This window comes from Gammaproteobacteria bacterium (genome assembly GCA_021648145.1).
Lineage (GTDB): Bacteria > Pseudomonadota > Gammaproteobacteria > JAADGQ01 > JAADGQ01 > S141-38.
Genome location: JAKITI010000006.1, coordinates 113,319 through 134,185 on the forward strand (window position 1 = coordinate 113,319; position 20,867 = coordinate 134,185).

Annotated in this window: 20 protein-coding genes and 2 pseudogenes; 6 read left to right on the forward strand and 16 right to left on the reverse strand. The window is 42.8% G+C overall.

The window, feature by feature from the left end; all coding sequences use genetic code 11:
• Positions 1 to 36: 36 nt before the first annotated feature.
• From L3J70_05555 to L3J70_05600, 10 genes and pseudogenes are all read right to left on the reverse strand, one after another.
• Positions 37 to 1,125, reverse strand: a complete 1,089-nt coding sequence (locus L3J70_05555; protein ID MCF6235828.1) for a Fic family protein — start codon at positions 1,123 to 1,125, stop codon at positions 37 to 39.
• A gap of 115 nt (positions 1,126 to 1,240) precedes the next feature.
• Positions 1,241 to 2,248 (reverse strand): virulence RhuM family protein, encoded by a 1,008-nt coding sequence (locus tag L3J70_05560; GenBank protein MCF6235829.1) that lies wholly within the window; start codon positions 2,246 to 2,248, stop codon positions 1,241 to 1,243.
• Between the two features lie 49 nt (positions 2,249 to 2,297).
• A pseudogene (locus L3J70_05565) lies at positions 2,298 to 2,585 on the reverse strand (ATP-dependent helicase).
• Positions 2,577 to 2,970 (reverse strand): annotated as a pseudogene (locus tag L3J70_05570) (virulence RhuM family protein). Before L3J70_05570 ends, L3J70_05565 begins: the two co-directional pseudogenes overlap by 9 nt.
• A 33-nt stretch (positions 2,971 to 3,003) precedes the next feature.
• The gene (locus tag L3J70_05575) at positions 3,004 to 4,017 is read right to left on the reverse strand and encodes a virulence RhuM family protein (GenBank protein ID MCF6235830.1); all 1,014 of its coding nucleotides are present in this window, start codon (positions 4,015 to 4,017) and stop codon (positions 3,004 to 3,006) included.
• Between the two features lie 43 nt (positions 4,018 to 4,060).
• Positions 4,061 to 4,471, reverse strand: coding sequence for a VTT domain-containing protein (locus L3J70_05580; GenBank protein MCF6235831.1), 411 nt, complete (start codon positions 4,469 to 4,471; stop codon positions 4,061 to 4,063).
• A complete protein-coding gene (locus L3J70_05585; protein MCF6235832.1) occupies positions 4,472 to 4,858 on the reverse strand; it encodes a hypothetical protein in 387 nt (128 codons plus the stop codon). It abuts the gene before it with no gap.
• 166 nt (positions 4,859 to 5,024) lie between these two features.
• Positions 5,025 to 6,338, reverse strand: a complete 1,314-nt coding sequence (locus L3J70_05590; protein ID MCF6235833.1) for a hypothetical protein — start codon at positions 6,336 to 6,338, stop codon at positions 5,025 to 5,027.
• A 22-nt stretch (positions 6,339 to 6,360) separates the two neighbouring features.
• Positions 6,361 to 7,179 (reverse strand): outer membrane lipoprotein-sorting protein, encoded by an 819-nt coding sequence (locus L3J70_05595; GenBank protein ID MCF6235834.1) that lies wholly within the window; start codon positions 7,177 to 7,179, stop codon positions 6,361 to 6,363.
• Between the two features lie 2 nt (positions 7,180 to 7,181).
• On the reverse strand, positions 7,182 to 9,602 hold the full coding sequence (locus L3J70_05600) for an efflux RND transporter permease subunit (protein ID MCF6235835.1): 2,421 nt from the start codon (positions 9,600 to 9,602) through the stop codon (positions 7,182 to 7,184).
• A gap of 122 nt (positions 9,603 to 9,724) precedes the next feature.
• Between L3J70_05600 and L3J70_05605 the strand changes: the two genes are divergently transcribed.
• Positions 9,725 to 10,735: an AraC family transcriptional regulator gene (locus tag L3J70_05605; protein MCF6235836.1), complete on the forward strand. Its 1,011-nt coding sequence runs from the start codon at positions 9,725 to 9,727 to the stop codon at positions 10,733 to 10,735.
• Between the two features lie 80 nt (positions 10,736 to 10,815).
• On the opposite strand, the gene cysS is transcribed toward L3J70_05605, so the two are convergent.
• The 6 genes from cysS to rph form a co-directional block, all read right to left on the reverse strand.
• Positions 10,816 to 12,198 carry a cysteine--tRNA ligase gene (gene cysS / locus L3J70_05610; GenBank protein MCF6235837.1) on the reverse strand — a complete coding sequence of 461 codons (1,383 nt, stop codon included), beginning with the start codon at positions 12,196 to 12,198 and terminating at the stop codon, positions 10,816 to 10,818.
• Positions 12,199 to 12,207: 9 nt separating this feature from the next.
• The gene (gltX, locus tag L3J70_05615; GenBank protein ID MCF6235838.1) at positions 12,208 to 13,626 is read right to left on the reverse strand and encodes a glutamate--tRNA ligase; all 1,419 of its coding nucleotides are present in this window, start codon (positions 13,624 to 13,626) and stop codon (positions 12,208 to 12,210) included.
• Positions 13,627 to 13,763: 137 nt separating this feature from the next.
• Positions 13,764 to 14,186, reverse strand: a complete 423-nt coding sequence (locus L3J70_05620) for a DUF4399 domain-containing protein (protein ID MCF6235839.1) — start codon at positions 14,184 to 14,186, stop codon at positions 13,764 to 13,766.
• Positions 14,187 to 14,273: 87 nt separating this feature from the next.
• The gene (gene yegQ / locus L3J70_05625; protein ID MCF6235840.1) at positions 14,274 to 15,569 is read right to left on the reverse strand and encodes a tRNA 5-hydroxyuridine modification protein YegQ; all 1,296 of its coding nucleotides are present in this window, start codon (positions 15,567 to 15,569) and stop codon (positions 14,274 to 14,276) included.
• A 15-nt stretch (positions 15,570 to 15,584) separates the two neighbouring features.
• Complete coding sequence (locus tag L3J70_05630) at positions 15,585 to 16,199, reverse strand: XTP/dITP diphosphatase (protein MCF6235841.1); 615 nt, start codon at positions 16,197 to 16,199, stop codon at positions 15,585 to 15,587.
• A 1-nt stretch (position 16,200) separates the two neighbouring features.
• On the reverse strand, positions 16,201 to 16,905 hold the full coding sequence (gene rph / locus L3J70_05635) for a ribonuclease PH (protein MCF6235842.1): 705 nt from the start codon (positions 16,903 to 16,905) through the stop codon (positions 16,201 to 16,203).
• Positions 16,906 to 17,007: 102 nt separating this feature from the next.
• Here rph and L3J70_05640 point away from each other — a divergent pair, with 102 nt between their 5' ends.
• From L3J70_05640 to L3J70_05660, 5 genes are all read left to right on the forward strand, one after another.
• Positions 17,008 to 17,877, forward strand: coding sequence for a YicC family protein (locus tag L3J70_05640; protein MCF6235843.1), 870 nt, complete (start codon positions 17,008 to 17,010; stop codon positions 17,875 to 17,877).
• Positions 17,878 to 17,900: 23 nt separating this feature from the next.
• The gene (gene minC, locus L3J70_05645) at positions 17,901 to 18,644 is read left to right on the forward strand and encodes a septum site-determining protein MinC (protein MCF6235844.1); all 744 of its coding nucleotides are present in this window, start codon (positions 17,901 to 17,903) and stop codon (positions 18,642 to 18,644) included.
• 128 nt (positions 18,645 to 18,772) lie between these two features.
• Entirely contained in the window at positions 18,773 to 19,594 is an 822-nt protein-coding gene (gene minD / locus L3J70_05650) for a septum site-determining protein MinD (GenBank protein ID MCF6235845.1), read from the forward strand.
• Complete coding sequence (minE, locus tag L3J70_05655) at positions 19,591 to 19,863, forward strand: cell division topological specificity factor MinE (protein MCF6235846.1); 273 nt, start codon at positions 19,591 to 19,593, stop codon at positions 19,861 to 19,863. Before minD ends, minE begins: the two co-directional genes overlap by 4 nt.
• 118 nt (positions 19,864 to 19,981) lie before the next feature.
• A complete protein-coding gene (locus L3J70_05660) occupies positions 19,982 to 20,779 on the forward strand; it encodes an undecaprenyl-diphosphate phosphatase (protein ID MCF6235847.1) in 798 nt (265 codons plus the stop codon).
• Positions 20,780 to 20,867 lie beyond the last annotated feature (88 nt).

Genomic DNA, 20,867 nt, shown 5'->3' on the forward strand with positions numbered 1-20,867 from the left:
TGACGATTCATACATCATCCTGACACATTCTCTATTTCATTCATTTTCTTCCTGCTCAACAATTAAGCGAACCAGAGGCTCGTTAACAAAGTAGTTTGTACGGCCTATCTTATGTTTTCGAATAAAGCCCTTTTCACTGAGTTGATTAAGATATTTCGTCGCTGTTATTCGCGAGACACCCACCTGATCCATAACAAATTGAACCTTGGTATAAGGGTGAAAAAATAGATTGTTGAGCAATTCCTGACTATAAATAGCCGGTAATTCAATGCGCATTTTTTGCTTTGTTTCCAAAACCAGAATCTTGATTTGGTTGATAAATGTAATGGTTTCCCTTGCCGTTTGCTCAATGCCTTTTATCATGTAGAGCACCCAGCTTTGCCATTCATTGTGATCTCTCACTGATTGCAGAAAACGGTAATATTCTGATTTAGTACGAACGATATACCGGCTTAAATAAAGAACTGGGAGATCAAGAAAATCATTATTGATCAAATACAAAATATTTATAATTCGACCTGTTCTGCCATTGCCATCATAAAATGGGTGAATGCTTTCAAACTGATGATGAATCACCGCCATTTTAATCAACGGATCAATGTCAGAAAGTTGATCATCGTTAATATAGCTCACGAGATTGCTTAACAAATTTTGTATCTCATCTGGATGCTGCGGTGGTGTATAAATCACCTGTTTAGTTCTCGCGTTAGCGATGACTGTTCCGGGGATTTTTCTGATACCCGGCTTATTCGGCTCGATATCCTTCTGAATTTGCAAAATATCACTCACCCTCAGCAATCCTGTCTTTTGTATTTGTTGGTAGCTTTTCCATAAAGCTTGACGATAGTTTTCAACTTCTTTGACCGATTGATTGATTTTTTCGCCTTTCATGATATCGGCTCTGAACAACTCATCATGGGTTGTCATAATATTTTCAATCGCAGAACTATCTTTTGCTTCTTGCATGGTGAGAGTAGAAATAAGAATCCCCTCGTTGGGGATGCTTTTTGCGACACCTTTTAGCTCGGCCAGATAGCGGTGTGCTCTGGTCAGCGCTTTTAACACCGCCACAGATTCGAGTAACGATTCCTCAAAAATGGGTAAATTTTCCAGAGAATGCTTCATGTTATGTCTAAATAAAGCCTGTTAATTGAAATAGCGATTATTATATGTATAGTTTCATTTGATTTCTATATATATAATTTGAATATGTATAGTTTAGCAGTGCTTGATGAACACACTACCCCTTTTTATCAATCAACTTTGTTAGCTGTTCAAAATCGCGCTCATCGGCTAATTTTGCATTATTAAGCAAGCGTTGCTGATTAAACTCTTCATACGCTTGCTCTGCCAATTGCTTTGCTAACTCGTGAGATATTTTTCCAGCATGGTCAAGAATATTACGATCATTCAGCGTGAGAAATCCGTCCAGTTTTTTAGCCCATTGCGCCATTGTCATGCTTATTCGTCGCATAGCCTGACCTTCGGCAAAAATAAGATATTGTTCTATCAAATTATTCAGTGCCAGCAACTCGCCTTCATCCAAATAGTTTTTAGCGTTAACCACATCTTGCTTGCGCACTTTACTCCCACGCCAGCTCGTCAACCCCATATTTTCCTTTTCGCTACTCACTCGACTATGGATAATTTCAGCAGCGGTTTTACCGGTAATCGCCCAATGCACTCTGTTTTGCACCATTTTGAAGAACTGAATACTGCTCTCTAGTGTTGGGTCATAATCCACACTGGTGGCATAAATATCGGTTATTTTTTGATAAAAACGCTTTTCGCTGGTACGAATATCCTGAATGCGGCGCGTCAGCTCTTCAAAATAATCAAACGGCTGATCGGGGTTTTTCAGACGCTCATCATCCAGCACAAAGCCTTTTACGATATATTCGTGTAGATGTTTAGTCGCCCATTGTCGAAAGCGCGTTGCGGTATGGCTTTGTACTCTATAGCCTACAGAGATAATAGCGTCTAAATTATAATGTTTAAGCTTTCGATTGACCTGTCGAGTTCCTTCCTGACGAACTACCGAGTAATCCTCGGTAGTTGATTTTTCATCTAATTCGCCTTCAGAAAAAATATTTTTTAAGTGCAAGCTGATATTATCGCTAGATGTTTGAAACAAATCAGCCATCAACTGCTGAGTAAGCCATACTGTTTCATCAACAAAACGAACATCCAACCTGGTTTCACCATTTTCGGTTTGATAGATGATGAATTGAGAGTCATTTTTAGACATAGACTAACCTCTAATAACAAATTTGTAAGGAGTCCTTTTCTGGTTCCCACGCTAACCCATAATCATTAAACTGGCTTTCATTCATAGCATTAAACGCAAAACGTAAGGTTGCATGGGTGCATATTAAAATAGTGGCCGCACTATCCTCCATAAAAGAAACAAACGCACTCACCTTGCTTTTATCACCCCCCGCTGTACACAGGTTATATTCATGCTCAACTTCCCAATCCGTAAAGAAGCCGTGAGTCTTTAAAACAGTGGTGGCAAACGATGCGCCAAGCGAGCGTTCAGGCACCGCTACGATTACCTTTTTAACATCTTGGTTAAATAATTCATCAAAATAATCAGGGCGACCATCAGGTTTTTTTTAAGCGCTCATCATCCATTACAAAGCCCTTTAACAAATACTCCTTTAAGTTATTATTTGCCCATATTCTAAACTGTGTTCCTCGGAAACCTTTGACCCGAAAACCAATGGCAATAATCATTTCAAGGGAATAATGAAGTATCTTGTAATCCTTGACAACTGAAGCTTCGTGCAACTCATTGTTTTTTATAATACTATCAACATGAAGTCATATATTTTTCTTAGAGGTGTCAAAAAGTTCTGCCAACTGATTTTGCGTCATCCAAACCATGCCATCATTGGCATAAAGTGAGACAGATACTCCTCCATCAGTGGAGTTGTAAATAATAAGAGTAGATTGATTAGACTTTGACATCGTTACACGACCCTCCCTATTTTTCAGACATAATCATTCATCCGCCCCCAGTCTCTTAATATCTTCTTCTATTTCTTTAAGACTATTCTCAACTTCAATATTTCTTTGCTGCTCACGGTATTTTTTCAACTCTAGTGCGGATTTTTCTTTGGCTTGTTGCTGGCTAATTTTACCTGCATGTTTGAGTAACTCCCTGCCATTTAATTGCAAAATAGCATCGAGGCGCTCGCTCCAATCTTGCATCGTCATCGGCGTTTGTTGTTGCGCCATTGTTTCAGCAAAAGCGAGGTATTGCTCTACCAATAAACCGAGTAGCTTTATCTCATCTTCATTCAAATAATTTTTGGCAATGCTGGCTTGTTGTTTGTTAATGGATTGACTTTTTGAGTCAAGTGACAACATTCCCAACAGTGGCAAACGGGCATCGGCGCGACGGTAGACCAACTCAGCCGCAGTTTGCTGGCTAATTGCCCAAAGTAGCTTATTTTGTACTATTTGAAAAAACTGGCGGGTTTTTTCATCCTTGGGACTGTAATCAACACTGGTGGTGTAAATGTCTTTTATTTTTTGGTAAAAGAATTTTTCAGAAAGGCGTATCTCACGAATGCGTTGTTGCAGTTCATCAAAGTACTGCATGGATTTGCCTGTTTTAAAACGATCATCATTTAAGGCGAATCCTTTAATAATATACTCTTTTAAACGCTGGGTTGCCCAGATTCGGAACTGCGTGCCCTGTTTGGATTTTACGCGGTAACCAACAGAAATAATCAGCTCTAAATTATAAAGCTTGAGGCTCTGTTGCTGTGTTTTTCCTGCTATAGCACCGTGTTTAGTGGTATGTCGGAAATCCCGACACACCACCTCTTCAGATAATTCTTTTTCTTGGAATATATGATTAATATGCTCGGAAATCGTACTTCGACCTTTACCAAATAGCTGTGCAATTTGAGATTGACTGAGCCAAACACTTTCACTTTCAATGCGTACATCAAGCTGTATACCTCCTTGAGCATTTTGATAAATGACAATTTGACTATCATTACTCATTGTCTTGCTCCTTTTTAATCATCTCTTCGATATTAGATAGCGCTCAACTTATCATGCCTGCAATGACGATATAACGAACAATTCTCAGCGTACAAATTACGCCAATAAACCATAACCAACCCACTCGTGCCATACCGGCAATTACTGTCAGCGGATCACCAATAATGGGCAGCCAGCTTAGAAATAGGCTTGCTTTTCCATAACGCTGCATCCAGTGAAGAGAGAGCCTTCCCCCCTTGCTGTTTTCCATTTTGCTTTGCATCTTTTCCCGCAGCCAATCACCCAGTTTAAAATTCAGCAAACATGCGAGACAATTCCCGATCGAGCAAGCGATCACCACATTCAGCACAGGCACACCTGCCGTAATGGCAGCAAACAGCGCCGCCTCCGAACTGAAAGGCAGCAGCGTTGCCGCAAAAAAGGAGACCAGCACAAGACCAAGCTCAGTAATCATCTATTGGCGACGCCAGCTCGTTCCCCCGCTGCCGATTCCATCAGCGGCTCCATCACCTTTGAAATAGTGACCCGAATTTTCTTGAAGCAATCCTATAATGGCTCCTAAATGGCGTAGCAGTGCAGCCAGTTGTGCCGCTTTTTCGGTATTTGATTCACGTAGGTTATTAATCTCTCGAACGACATTGAACAATACAGCCAAGGCTTCAGGCGTATTAAAATCATCATTCATCGCATTGTGAAATCGTTGCTCATACTCACCGCCTAATTTAAATTTTGAGGCAGGCTGATAACGCGCCAATACGTCACGGATCGTGAAAAAACTACCTAAATGGATCAGCCCCGTCGGGCTGGGTGCAAAACGAGTTTTAAGTGTATTTGAATTCATGAAGCGCATGGTAACGGAAACTGGTTTGTGCTACCACCTGATCAATATGAATTGAATAAGCGCCATTAATTCATAATGCTTATTGAGCCAAATTCTGGGCTGGATTGCACAGGTGTTAGCCCTAACAGGCATTTGCTTAACAACACGCATTGTCATTACCAGCCTCTCAAAAATAATAACTCACTGTTGATACTATACGATCATTGTTGCGATAGTTATACAATATTGCATCCGGTTTAGCCGCACGATAAATGAAGTAGTCCAGAGAGAATTGTATATTATCGCGATACTCATAGCTCAAGTTAATGCGATAAATATTCCCATCATTCGCGCCATATTTAAACCAGGCTAAATCACTGCTCAGTCGATTATTTAAATACGTTCGCTTTAAAAACAGCGCATAGGTGTGCTGTATTTTGTCGTTTAACAAACGTTCCGTATAGTTTTTGATATAGCGAGTATTCCATTCAAACGTAATGGTGGTATTGATTAAGCCGCTGTAGTCCACGCCAATCATAGATTGAACAACGTCTTTTCGAGACCATCCCTGAGTTTGTTGTATCCCCTTATTAAATTTATAAGAAAATTCAAATTTAGTGAGCCACGCTTGCCACACCGCATTACCCGATGCGCCAACAGTTTTCATTCGTTTATACTCTGGCCTTAGACTATTGCCAGGGCGTTGGTTGAGTATGGCGGATTTGTCATACCCATCACCAATAATCACGGCAAGCTCCCCTTTTGCCAAATAAGTTTTGAGACGAAAATAAAACTCGCCACTTCTTGCGAAGCCATAAGGTTTGGTTTCATCATGGATTTCTCTATCTCGAAACGTGAGGTAGGGATCAAAATCGCTGCCATGTACACCGACTCTGTTGCCGCGAAACTCAAACACAGAGACAAACTCAGCCAGCCATTGATTGTCAGTGTAATTCAGTTTTAAAGCCCCTACGGGTAAACGCATTTCTTCGAGATCGGCTTGGCCAAATTCCCTGATATCTCGCGGATTGACGATATCGACAACGGGGGATGCTTCGGATTGTCCCCAGGCACTAATGAGTCGACCTATGGAAAGCGAGAAGTCGTTAGGTAGCTTTAGGGTTAAATAAGACTCTGCCATTTCCACCGCAGATTCAAATGCCCTTTTTTGCTCGGCTGTGTATGATGAAGAATCATTGAATTGATAGCTTGCGTCATAATAGCCATTCAGCCTAAATTTATACTTGATTGACGACGAATACTCATCGTGCACATAAGCGTTAAAGCTGACCTTTGCCTTTGTCAGTGCCGGAGCGCGAGAGTTCGGTACATGGGTGGTTTTATTGTCTTCCAGGTTTATACCTGTCTGATAACGCAAAAAACCACCAAGATATTTGTTTTTATCGTCACTCTCTTTGTTAGTCAGCTCTATCTCACCAAAAAAATCCACGTCAGTGAATGTTTCCTGAGCATAAGTTATCTGGCCGTAAAGCAGGAGCATGAGAAATAATGTCCGCCTCACTCTAATGTTCTTTCAATGCAGCGGCGGTGAATGTTTTGTCTTCTATTGCTTGGTTGTACTGAATGTCATTAACAATAATGATTGTCTGATGTTGTAGCTGACCATTTTTTGTCGTCGTCATTTGCAGTTTTGTATCGGTTGCAATGCCATCGATGATCTCAAGTCGGGTGACTTTTAAGTATTTAATTTTGTTGTTTTTAAACCAGCCTTTTTTTTGCATCACGACAAAGTGATCTTTACTTACCCATAACAACTCTTTTCGGTAGCCGGTCTGTTTTTCAATACGGGCTTTTATTTCAGGCTGAGGCACTCTTTCTATTAACCAGCTATCGATTTTATCCACCGAGCCATTTGCATCAATCATTTTGTAATCGTAATAAGAGACTTCGGCATCTTCAAAATCAGAAAATGAAAAATCACTGCCCAGAAATGCCCCCGTTCGATCACTGGAGGGAATACGTTTTGTTTTTCGTAACGTGGGTAGATAGATCCATGCGTCGTTACCCTTCATGTCATCTGCCCACTCATAACTTAAAAAGCGTGTGCCTTTAACATCTGCTGGAGAGAGAAAAGTCGTCAGAGATTTATCACTACCCTCATAGGATTTGCTAAGGGTCGTGAAGTTTCGTTTTCTTTGCGAACCACGCTTGTCGATTAATATCATGGTCAATTTTCGATGAGAGGTATCTCCCGTGTCACGCTCGTCCACTTTCACCATGATTTCCTTGGCGGTTAGATTATCATCGGCCAAGGTGATGGATGAAAAAGATGCCAATGCCATCGCCAATAAAATTAATTTTGTTGTCAATTGATTGTTCATGTTTATGCTTCCTTTGATTTCTTGCGGTATGCCAGCGACAGTAATGCAGGAACCAATATGATGTCTGCTATCAGCGCACTGATAATCGCAACGCTAAGTACCATACCCAGGCTGGCCAGCGTGCCGACTGAGGCGAAGAGGTAAAGACTAAATGCGCCCACTAACGTACAGGAGGTAATTAGAATGGCGCGTCCTACCGAGGAGATAGCTGTTTCGATGGCATGCCACATATCGTTGCTACGCTGATAATTTCGTTGAACGTGATGAATAAAATGAACGCTATCATCCACGGCCAAGCCAAATGCAATACAGCCCATCAACACGGTAAACATATCAATCGGGATGCCTGCAATCCCCATAAAAGAGAGCGCCATAATGATGGGAAAAAAATTAGGTGCAAGACTAATCAGACCAAAGCGTAAATCGCCAAAAATCAATAGCATTAATAAAGCGATGATTAAAAATGCAATCAAATAACTCTCGGTCATTGTATCAATGACGTTGACAAAACTTTGCGACAAGAGGTCTAAATAACCCGTGACGGTAACGGTTGCGTAATCTTCAAACTTGGCTCTAAACATCATTTCAAGTTCATTGCGTAAGGGCAAATAGAGGAAGGCATCGCCTTGCGGTAATCTCAGTGTTATGCGTAACATTGAAAATTGGTTATCAATGATATTTTCGAGATCATCTGTATTGGAATTTTCAAACAATAACAGCGCTTGAGCAATGAGGGCTTTCGATTCCGGTACAACGTGAAACGCTGGTTGGCCTTCATTCAGCGCCATGTTAATTTGTTTTAAAATATCAACGACGGAATAGGTTTTTGAGACGGACATACCATTAACCTCCAGTGCTTCAACTGCTGATTGAATATCGGCTAAATCTTGCATCAAACGAGAATCGTATAAGCCGTTTTCTTTGCCTGTATCGACGATCACTTCCAGTGAAAGAGTGGTACCGAGTTCCTTGTCAATGGCTTCGGTATTCATTCTCACCCAGTTATCTTCGGGCAACCACGAAACCACATCGTGTGAAAAACGTAAATTGCTCAGCCCCGCACTCATCACTAGAATCGTGATTAAGCTAAAACTTATGATGGTGTAAGCGGGGCGTTGATAACCTATGCGCCCAAGGTTTACCATCACTTGAGTTGCTGTATAAGCATTATTTACTGGTTTCTTTACTTTGATATCAAATAACGAAATCAACGCAGGCAATAACATAAAAGTAAACAACAAAGCGAACATAACGCCAATGGGCGTGGCGATACCCAGGTGGGCAATAGGCAACAAATCAGCTTGGCTAAACGCGATAAAACCTGCGGCTGTAGTCAGGCTAGTAAAAATCATTGGCAGCCCTGATTTTTTTAACGCATGAGCGACGGCATCTCGTTTGCTCATGTCACCATAGGCCGGATAAAATAGACTTAAAAAATGCACCGTATCGGCCACACAAATGGCAATGAGCAAGGAAGGAAGCATTTGTGACACAGGAGAGATGGGGATACCGAGAAATCCAATCACACCAAAGATGGAAATCAAGGTGAGCATCACAACACACAAAGGTAAAACAACCCCGCTGACGCGTCTAAAAATAAGGGCAAGAAGAAAAAATATTAAGACCCCTGCTGCCATGATCATCGCACCCACATCTTTGTGGATGGAGCTGTCATGCTCTACATCAACAATTGGACCACCGGAAAGGTAAATTTTGAAGTTAGCATCGTTATTATATTTTTCGACAAGTTTTTTTATCGCTTGAGAAAATTCATTTTTTTGAATATTATTCAAAGAAGATGGGATTGCTTTTATTTGGGTCGTTTTAGGGCTGGCTTGATTAAACTCGTCAAACTGAATGAAATCATTATCAGCCACCGTGCTTTGCAACCCAGTTCCTGGGCGAATGGTGATGATGGTAAAATTCCCTTCATCAGATATTAAACGTTTCTGATATATGGCGTTATTAAGCACATAAGCTTTTAATGCCGCCATCTCCTGCTTACTTTCAGGAAACTTATCCAGTAGTTCATTAACCAGCAGCTCGCCACCCTGCCCACGTATACTGGTAACATTGAACAAACTGGTTACTTTATCAACATAAGGAACCGTCTCTTCGAGTTCAATATGAAATGCTTTAAGGCGTTGCAAAACGGGCAGGGTAAATAACTCATCAGATTGAAGGGCGGCAATAGCGATTGAGTCTTGCCCAAACTGTTGTTTAAAAGCCTCGTAATTTATAAAGGTTTGATCATCTGGATGAAACATCCCTTCGATGCTGGTTTCAACTTGCAGTTTGGATATGCCAAAACTAAAAACCAGTGTCAGCAGTACGATAACGGCTAAGCTTCGTTTTGCGTTATCGTAAATATAATAGGCTAGGTGCGCTAATAATTTGTCAAACTTGTTTTTGAATTTTTGCATATAAAGCCCTAGTCGTAAAATTTAGACACCATTTTGTCCTGATAGCGATGCGACTGACTTGATATATGATGCACATCATTTGATGATATGCGCTAAACACCACTGACGAGTTAAATTAAATAATGACTGAATCCAATAGCAGGGCATCGTCCACTGCGTGCCTGATTTTGATTGATCACCTCTATTCAATTGGCCATGATGCAGAACAATGGTTGATTGATGCAGGGCTTGCAGTGGACTGGTTAAATCGTGCGGATAGCTGGCTGCCTTTAACCCTGTTAGACGATGTTTGGCGCGTTATGCTGGAAAAAACCGGTGATGAGCTGCTTGGATTCCATGCAGGCTTATCGATTAATGGAATACAAAATAATGTGCTGTCCTTGTTGGCAAGCAATTGCATGACCGTTGAGCAAGCACTTGATAAAGTCTGTGAATATCATGGTGTAATGTCCTCAGGACCCTTACCTAAAATGCATAAAGGCGAACAGTCATCCACATTTAGTGTTGAGGAAGTGAATTCAAGCCAAGAAATAAATTGTCACCTTACCGAAGCCATGTTTTCCATCATAATTACCATGCTGAGGCAACTAACACGAAAACCTCTTTCCCCTATAAGCGTTCAAATAGCTCGGAGCAACCCTCGTCACTCAAGAGAATTAGACGCGCATTTCCAATGCTCTGTTAAGTTTGATTGCTCAAGCAGTAATATGACATTTTCAAAAAAAGCACTTGCTCAAGCCATTCCCCGCGCTGATCCGAAATTTTTAATGTCCATTGAGCAGCATGCCAAATATTTGTTGAGCCAGCGAACAAAAACTGCAACATGGACGGACAAAGTGAAACAAGCCTTGATAAGTGGTGTTAGTCAGAGAGAAAGCACTATTCGAGATATTGCACCTCGTCTTTGTGTCAGCACGCGAACACTGCAACAAAAATTAAATAAAGAAGGGATGAGTTTTCAAAAAATACTCGATGCGGTTCGAAAAGAGATTGCTATCGACTATTTGAAAGATGAAGATGTCTCAATGATTGATTTAGCACTCCATCTGGGCTTCTCGGAACAGAGTGCATTTAACCATGCGTTTAAACGTTGGACTGGGTGTACGCCGACGGATTATATAAACTTGGGATAATAGCCCCATGGCATTTAAGGTTTAGAAATTCCTGTCGCGCCACACTGCAAAAAATGAGAGCAGCGCAAGACTCAGTTCACTCACTGGCGACGCCAGCTCGTTCCCCCGCTGCCATCTTCAATAATAATGCCTTGTGATTGCAACTCATCACGAACTCGGTCTGACTCTGCCCAATCTTTGTTTTGACGTGCGACTTTGCGTTTTTCGATCAGCGCTTCAATCGCTGCACTGTCGACTCCATCAGCGGCTTCATCACCTTTGAAATAGTGATCCGAATTTTCTTGGAGCAGTCCCATAATGGCTCCTAAATGGCGCAGCAATGCGGCAAGCTGTGCAGCTTTTTTGGTATTCGACTCACGTAAGCTATTAATTTCTCGCACAACGTCAAACAATACAGCCAGTGCTTCCGGCGTATTGAAATCATCATTCATCGCATTGTGAAATCGTTGTTCATATTCACTGCCTGTTTCAAATTTTGAAGCAGGCAGATCACGCAGTGCCAGATAAAAACGATCCAGTGCAAATTTAGCATTATCCAGATGCTCATCAGAGTAGCTCAGTGGGCTGCGATACTGGCTGGTAAGAATGAAATAGCGTACGACTTCAGGCTGATAACGCGCCAATACATCACGGATCGTGAAAAAATTACCCAATGATTTGGACATTTTTTCATTATCAATATTAACAAATCCGTTATGCATCCAGACATTCACATAATGGTGACCGCTTGCGCTTTCAGATTGCGCAATCTCATTTTCATGATGTGGAAATTTCAGATCCATACCGCCGCCATGAATATCAAAATGATCGCCCAGGCAACGTTTCGCCATCGCAGAACATTCAATATGCCAACCTGGACGACCCCGCCCCCACGGCGCATCCCATGCAGGTTCATTAGGTTTGGCTGATTTCCATAAAACGAAATCTAACGGATCATCTTTGGCTTCATCGACATCAACGCGAGCGCCTGCGCGCAAATCTTCCAGCTTTTTACCTGAAAGTTGGCCGTAATTTTCGAAGCGGCTGATATCGTAATAAACATCACCGTTATCCGCGCAGTAAGCCGCGCCCTTATCCACCAAGGTTTGAATCATGGCGATAATGTCATCCATCGAAGCGGTGGCTTTGGGTTCCTGATCAGGGGGTAAAACACCCAACAATGCTGCATCTTCGTGCATTGCTTCGATAAAACGATGAGTTAATGTTTCGAACGGCTCACCATTTTCATTGGCACGTTTGATGATTTTATCGTCAATGTCTGTCACGTTACGCACATAAGTCAGGTCATAACCTGAGTGACGCAGATAACGTGCGACCACATCAAATGCAACCAATACACGCGCATGACCGATATGACAGTAGTCATAAACCGTCATACCGCACACATACATGCCCACCTTACCGGGAACAATCGGAACAAATTTTTCTTTTTTGCCTGTCAGGCTATTATAGATATGCAACATAATTAAACTTTATGAAATGATTTTCAGGCAATGATCAAAACGCTGACGAATCTTCTCTTCACCCATTAAGGTCAGCAACGCACTCATCTCTGGGCCATTGTGCTCACCAGTCATGGCAATACGAAGCGGCTGAAACAGCGCTTTACCTTTTGCGCCAGTGGCCTCTTTAATCTGTTTATTGAGAAGTTTGAAATCATCAGGGTATGCAGTAACTGCTTCAATCGCCGCTTTAAAAAAGTCGGCTCCCGCCTGTTGAACAATATCCAGAGCATCCCCTTGTAAATCGAGTGACTCTGCAAACAGGTGGTTTGCCCATAACAACGCATCATTCGGAAGTTTGATATTGGGGCGCACCGCTTCGATAAAAGCCTCTTTTTTATCTTGAGGAACCAATGAATGTACCTCTTCACCCATCCACAACCAAAGTGCCTGTGCATCGGTTTGTGCAATCACCTCTTTTTGCCAATAATCGAGCTGAGAAACGTCAAAACGAGCTGGTGCACGCCCCAAATTAGAAACATCAAACTGAGCCGCCAACCCTTCCAGAGTCATGCACTGGTTATCTTTATAATAGTGCCCCAATCGTGCCAGATAATTATTCACTGCATTGGGTAGGTAACCGTTATTGCGCAATTCAGCCACACTGCGACTGCCGTGACGCTTGGAGAGTGGTGAGCCATCGTCTCCAACAATCATGGAGATATGACCATATTGTGGCGCTCGAAGCTGTAACCCTTGCAGTAACATCAACTGACGCGGTGTATTCGTTAAATGATCTTCACCACGTAGCACACAAGTTACGCCAGTCAACGAATCATCAATCGCATTACTAAAGAAAAAGGCCGGTGTACCATCGCCGCGACGAATAATAAAATCACCAATTTCATCGGTTGCAAACTTTTGAGTGCCACGTACAATATCTTCAAACTCAACTGTTTCACCACGCGGCACACTAAAGCGCAACGTGGGTTTTAATCCTTGATCTAATTTGGCCTGCACTTCATCCGCACTCAAAAAGCCACAACGCCCCTCATAGCGCGGCGCTCGCCCTGACGAACGTTGTATTTTACGAGAGATTTCCAATTCACGACTGCTACAAAAACAGGGGTAAGCTAAATTTGCATCGACCAGTTGTTGATAATAATCAGAATAAACAGCGCTACGATTAGACTGCATACATGGCGTTTGTGAGCCATCATCCAGAATACCCTGCCACCAATTCAGCCCCAGCCAGCTCAAATCCTCTTCCAAAGCTTGTACATACTCAGCTTTACTGCGCTCTTGATCGGTATCTTCTATACGCAGTAAAAAATGACCCTGCTGACTTTTAGCCATCAGCCAGTTAAACAGAGCCGTACGAACATTGCCTAGATGAATCAACCCAGTCGGGCTGGGTGCAAAACGTGTTTTAAGTGTATTTAAATTCATGAAGCGCATGGTAACGGAAACTGGTTCGTGCTACCACCTGACAACGAGGAAATATGAAGCAGCTGTTAATAAATCAAATCAAGAAACATCTGACCGCAGAGAACTTGGTTCTTTGCGGTCATTGTTAAACATTCACTTTATTTTACAATGATTTCGATTTTTTTTGATACAACAGGCGGGGTGTGAGGCACATGTTTTTTATCACCCAGCACAAGCTGTAGCGTATGTTTTCCCTGAGCCAGTTTAAGCGTCACCTGTGTTTGGCCGCCACCAAAATGCTGATGGTTAGCATCGCTTATGATTGCCCTTTTCATATTTGGTGTTTCTGCATCAATAATCAAATGATGGTGTCCAGTATTTTTTTTATCCACACCTGCCGGAGCAACACCCGCTCCAGACAAACCAAAAATCACCGTAACAGGCGAAGACACCACTTGCCCATGGGCAGGCGACACAATAAAAACATGCGCATTCTCTGATATTGGCGTAGCAGCGAAACTGTTTGCTGACACCAACATCCCAAACAATAAAGCTAATACATTTGTTTTAAACATTTTCATTTCCTCTCTTGAGTAAATTATTAGTCACTGCAGAGTAATCCAGCAAACAGTTTATACACTTAATTATGCGAATTCCAGAGTGAAATATTATCTCAGATTCTTCGCCAACAAACCCAGTTCAATATTTTTTGTAGGCACTGGGATACGTATTTTATAACCACCACCTGGTGCTTCCTGCATTGGTTTTCCATAAAAATCTTCCATGCTTTCCAGCATAATAGTATGGTTCCCATCAGGCAAGATGACTTCCAGTGAGTCACCGACACATATTTTATTTTTCACCAACACTTCAGCAAGGTTTTTCTCTTCATCAAAACCGATAAATTCGCCCACAAATTTTTGGCTGTAATACTCTGAATTTCCTTGAATATAATTTTGATATTCATGCGTATCATGACGCTTGTAAAAACCATCGGTATAACCACGGTTTGCCAGTGACTCCAACGCACCTAACATACTAGGGTCGAACGGCTTTCCAGCAGCGGCATCATCAATAGATTTGCGATAAATTTGTGCAGTACGCGTCACGTAATAGTGGGATTTCGTCCGCCCTTCTATTTTCAGCGAATTGATGCCCATCTTCGCAAGACGCACAACATGTTCAACAGCTCTCAAATCTTTTGAATTCATAATATAAGTGCCCAACTCATCCTCAAAAATGGGCATCAATTGATCAGGGCGACCGGCCTCTTCAATCAGGTAAGTTTTCTCTGCTTCAGGATGGCGCTCTGACTTTTTATAGAGATCACCCGTCTCATCTTCGACCGCTTCAAACGTTTTATATTTCCAGCGACACGCATTAGTACAAGCGCCTTGATTGGGGTCACGGTGATTAAAGTAACCCGACAACAAACAACGCCCTGAATAAGCAATGCATAATGCCCCATGAACAAACACTTCCAGTTCGATATCGGGGCAACGCTGACGAATCTCTTCAATCTCATCCAGAGAGAGTTCACGCGATAAAATAATGCGCCTAACTCCCATTGACTCCCAAAACTTCACAGATGCATAATTCACCGTATTTGCCTGCACTGAAAGGTGAACCGGCAGATCAGGCCAACGCTCCCGAACCCACATAATCAAGCCAGGATCAGCCATGATAAATGCATCGGGTTTAAGTGCCACCACTTCCTCCATATCTTTCATAAACGTTTTCAGTTTTGAATTATGTGGAATCACATTGGCAGCCACAAAAAGCTGCTTGCCTTGTTGGTGCGCCTCTTCAATACCGATACGTAAATGTTCCAAATTAAAATCATTATTACGAACACGAAGGCTATAACGTGGCATTCCGGCATACACGGCATCTGCACCATAGGCAAAAGCGTAGCGCATATTTTTTAAAGTGCCGGCGGGAGAGAGGAGTTCAGGTGCTTTCATAGAGTTTATATGATTTTATTTTTTTAAAGCGGCAAGTAATTTTTGTAATGCTTGACCACGATGGCTGATGCGATTTTTTTCATCTTTGGGTAACTCAGCTGATGTGCATTTATGAGTCGGCACATAAAAAATAGGGTCATAACCAAACCCACCCGAACCTAAAGACTCAAACAAAATTCGACCTTCCCAAGAGCTTTGGCATACGAGCGGCGTGGGGTCGTTTTCATGCTGCATATAAACAATCACACATTGAAAGCGTGCTGTACGCTCACTCTCTTTTACCTCACGAAGATCCGTCAATAATTTTTCGCGGTTCGTCTCATCCGTGGCATCGGCTCCCGCATAACGCGAAGAGTAGATGCCTGGTGCGCCTTGAAGTGCATCCACCTCAAGACCCGAATCATCTGCAATGGCAGGCAAGCCCGTATGATGTGCGGCGTTACGTGCTTTGATAATGGCATTTTCTATGAATGTCAGACCTGTTTCATCTGCTTCAGGAACATTAAATTCAGATTGTGGCACGACATCCAGACCCAAGCTGGATAACAGTTGGCTCATTTCTCGAACCTTGCCTTGATTCCCCGTCGCCAAAACAATACGTGACGCAGCTTTTTTTATCGGCAACGACATCTTAAATTCCCAAAGCCTCGCGCTGAATTTCAATCAATTCAGCAATGCCTTTATGAGCCAAATCTAGCATTCCATTCAATTCCTCACGATGAAATGCATGGCCTTCTGCTGTGCCTTGTAATTCAATAAATGCGCCAGCATCATTCATGATGACGTTCATATCCGTCTCTGCATTTGAATCTTCGGCATAATCAAGATCCAATACCGGCTTGCCTTTATAAATACCGACGGAAACAGCCGCGACCGCACCATAAACCGGAATTTTTTTACCCAGCTTTTTCCGCATTGCATCGACCATCGCTACATAAGCACCTGTAATGGACGCGGTGCGTGTGCCACCATCCGCTTGAATGACATCACAATCCAGTACGATTGTATTTTCACCCAGGCCTTTCAGATCCACCGCTGCACGTAATGAACGTCCGATCAAACGTTGAATTTCTACGGTGCGCCCGCCTTGTTTACCTCTTGCAGCTTCACGACCCATTCTTGAACCGGTCGAGCGTGGCAACATTCCATACTCTGCTGTAATCCATCCTTGGCCTTTACCTTTCAAAAAGCGAGGCACCTGGTTATCCAGACTAGCAGTGCAAATCACTTTAGTATCTCCAAATTCGACCAGCACGGAGCCTTCAGCATGCATAGTGAAATTACGTGTCAACTTAATTGTTCTTAATTCATCAAGAGCTCGACCACTTGGGCGCATAACAGACTTCCTTTTTATTAAAATTTAAAGGTTAGATAATTCAGGCAAATAGATTAGAATATAACAAAGTATAGCACCGAGACAGGATTAAAAAGAAACAACATGATACGAAGCATGACGGCCTTTGCCCACAAACAGCTTCAAACCGAAGGGGGCACACTGACGTGGGAAATTCGCTCAGTGAATCATCGTTACCTGGAACCGGCCATTCGACTTCCTGACTGTTTGCGCACATTGGAAACATCCGTTCGTGAAGTACTCAAGAAGCAACTCAGCCGAGGCAAAATTGATTGCAACCTTCGATTTCAACGCAATGAATCCAGTAATTCGACTATTGAAATCAACCAAGCGCTTACAGAGCAGCTCATTACCGCTACCCAGCAAATCAATGCCTTATTAAAAACCAACGCCAATCCTGTTCAGGCAATGGAACTTTTGAATTGGCCTGGTATTGTTCAAAGTGTTGAACTTGATGCCAAACCACTGCAAGCGACCTCAATAAAACTGTTTGAAGCAACGCTGTCTGAACTACGTAAATCGCGTGAACGTGAAGGCGAAAAACTACAAACACTCATACGCCAACGCTGTGATGCGATGGAGAGTTGGACGACTCAAATTAAAACATGCTTACCACAAGTATTAGAGACAATACGCCAAACACTCAGCCACCGGCTCGCTGAATTAAAATCAGAGATTGATCAGTCTCGACTTGAGCAAGAGTTGGTGTTGCTTATACAGAAACTGGATGTTGATGAAGAGCTGGATCGCCTTGCAGCTCATATCATTGAAGTCCGGCGCGTATTAACACTTGATGAACCCGTTGGAAGACGGCTCGACTTTCTCATGCAGGAGCTGAACCGTGAAACAAATACGATTGCATCAAAATCGGCCAGTGCAGAGATCACTCGTATCAGCATTGAAATGAAAGTGCTCATTGAACAGATGCGCGAACAGGTTCAGAATATCGAATAATTCACTTAACTCGGAAAGTTGTTATGAAACCGAAGCAAAAAAATCAGGATAGTTTCCGCCTTAGAGGAAGTTTTTTCAGTCTCTCTGCCATGGAGCTGCACTCCTCAGATATTGATAAAATTGATGAACAGCTAGCTGAAAGTATTGCCCTCGCCCCCAAATTCTTCGAAAAAGCACCCCTTGTTATTGACCTAGAAAAAATCAAAGGTAAAATCCCTGACCTGCTCGTCCTGCGGCAATTATTAGAACGGCACAACCTGATTCCTGTCGCAGTCTGCTCCTCTAAAAAACTACATCAAAACGCAGCACATAAAGCAGGGCTTGGCATACTCACGACCAACACACCTCCAGTCGATCCAGTCACTAATAAGGCAAAAGAGGCTAAAACAGAGGATCATCAGGAGGCGGCCGAAACACCACCACACGATGAAGCCAAAAGTAACGGGGTCATGATTCGTCAATCGGTACGTTCTGGGCAACAAATCTACGCAAAGGGGTGTGATTTAACCATATTGTCCTCAGTCAGCCCTGGCGCTGAAGTACTTTCTGATGGAAATATTCATATTTACGGTGCACTCCGTGGACGTGCTTTTGCAGGTGCTAGCGGTGATACTGGAGCCATGATTTTTTGTCACAGTCTGGAAGCAGAGCTGGTTTCCATTGCCGGACACTACCGCCTAAATGAAAAAATTGACTCCGATTACCTAAGTAAACGAACAGTCGTTCATTTACAAGATGAGAAACTACTTATTGATTTACTGGATTAACAGTGATAAATAAGACAGGCTTTTAAAAAAGTGATAAGGAAATCGCTTTCAAAGACTCATTGTTACGTTATAAAATAAATCAAGAACAAAAACTGATCCAGATTAATAACTCAGGGAATATACTGAAAATGTCTCAAATCATTGTCGTTACGTCCGGTAAAGGGGGCGTAGGAAAAACAACCACAAGTGCTTCGCTGGGTTCAGGATTAGCCTTGAAAGGACACAAAACAGTTATCATCGACTTTGACATCGGCTTGCGTAATCTTGATTTGATCATGGGCTGTGAACGCCGCGTTGTTTATGATTTTGTCAACGTTATTAATGAAGAAGCCACCCTGAATCAAGCACTGATCAAGGACAAACGTGTTGATAACCTATTTTTGTTGCCTGCATCACAAACGCGCAATAAAGATGCTCTAACTCGGAAAGGTGTCGAACGTATACTGGATCAACTGACCGGCGAACACAGTTTTGACTATATTGTATGTGACTCTCCCGCAGGGATCGAACACGGCGCATTAATGGCGCTCTATTTTGCTGATGAAGCCATTATAGTCACCAACCCTGAAGTCTCTTCTGTTCGTGATTCAGATCGTATTTTAGGTATTCTGGCCAGTCAATCCCGTCGTGCAGAGCGCGGTGGCACACCCGTTAGAGAGCGGCTGCTACTCACTCGCTATTCACCGGCACGCGTCGCAAACGGCGACATGCTTTGCATTGAAGATATCGAAGAAATTCTAGCCATTCCATTACTGGGTGTCATTCCTGAATCAGGGGATGTATTAAAAGCCTCAAATTCAGGCTCACCCGTTATTTTGGATAGTGAGAGCGATGCAGCAAAAGCCTACGGGGATGCCGTTGACCGCTTCCTCGGCGAAGAAGTTCCTCTACGGTTTATCGAAGAAGAGAGACCTGGATTATTTAAAAGATTATTTGGAGGCAAAGGATGAGCCTGCTCGACTATTTTCGTAAACCTAAGAAAAAGACAGCTTCGCTTGCCAAAGAGCGTTTGCAAATCATTGTCGCACATGAACGATCTCAGCGTGGAACAGCAGCACCTAATTATCTACCACAAATGAAAAAAGAGATATTGGCCGTTATTAGCAAGTATGTTGATATTGATAAAGAGCAGGTCAAAGTCAGTCTTGATAAAAACGAGCAGTTTTCCGTTCTGGAACTCAATGTCACCCTGCCTGATAACGACTCCCGAATACGCTAATTTTATCTCGTTCCCATGCTCTCCGTGGAAATGCATACGATAGTGAAAGAATAACATACGATATGGATTCCCACGGAGGACTGTGGGAACCAGAAATCGACTTGACCAGAGACCCCATATGGATTTTATACAAATAGCGGTTTTAGCCATTGTTCAAGGGCTAACCGAATTTCTTCCTGTCTCCAGCTCAGCCCATCTGATTTTAGTCCCGGCCTTAACAGGCTGGGAGGATCAAGGGCTGGCTTTTGATGTGGCAGTTCATGTCGGAACATTGGCAGCTGTCGTCGCCTATTTCCGCAAAGAGTTGGCAAAAATGTTTACTGACTGGTTTGCGTCCTTGGCGGGTAAAGGACAAACCAAAGAGAGCAAGCTGGCGTGGGCTGTACTGCTAGGTACTATTCCCGCAGGGCTTGCCGGCCTGATCTTTAAGGATTTCATCGAAGAAAATTTGCGTGGCCCTATCGTGATTGCGATAACAACCATTGTCTTTGGTATCGCATTATGGATTGCCGATCGCAGGGGAAAGATGAATCGCAGCGAATACAGCATCGTCTGGTTTGATGTGCTTGTCATTGGCTGCGCTCAGGCATTAGCACTTATTCCGGGCACATCACGTTCAGGAATCACAATCACTGCTGCACTCCTGCTCGGTATGACGCGTGAAGCCGGAGCGCGATTTTCATTCCTGCTCTCTATTCCGATTATTGTGTTAGCCGGTGGATTGGAGACGGTCGGTTATCTTGAACATGCAAAAGGCGATGACTGGCTACCACTGGTTCTGGGCGCTGTACTTTCAGCCGTCAGTGCCTACCTCTGTATTCACTTCTTCTTAAAGCTTCTTAACCGCATCGGTATGACACCTTTTGTCATCTATCGACTGTTATTGGGAATTGTGCTCCTGGCAGTATTTTTGTAGGTTGGTGGTGAGCTTGCGAATCCCAACGTAGCCAATAATGTTGGGGTTCGCAAGCCAAGTAGGGTGCATTATATGCACAACAACACTG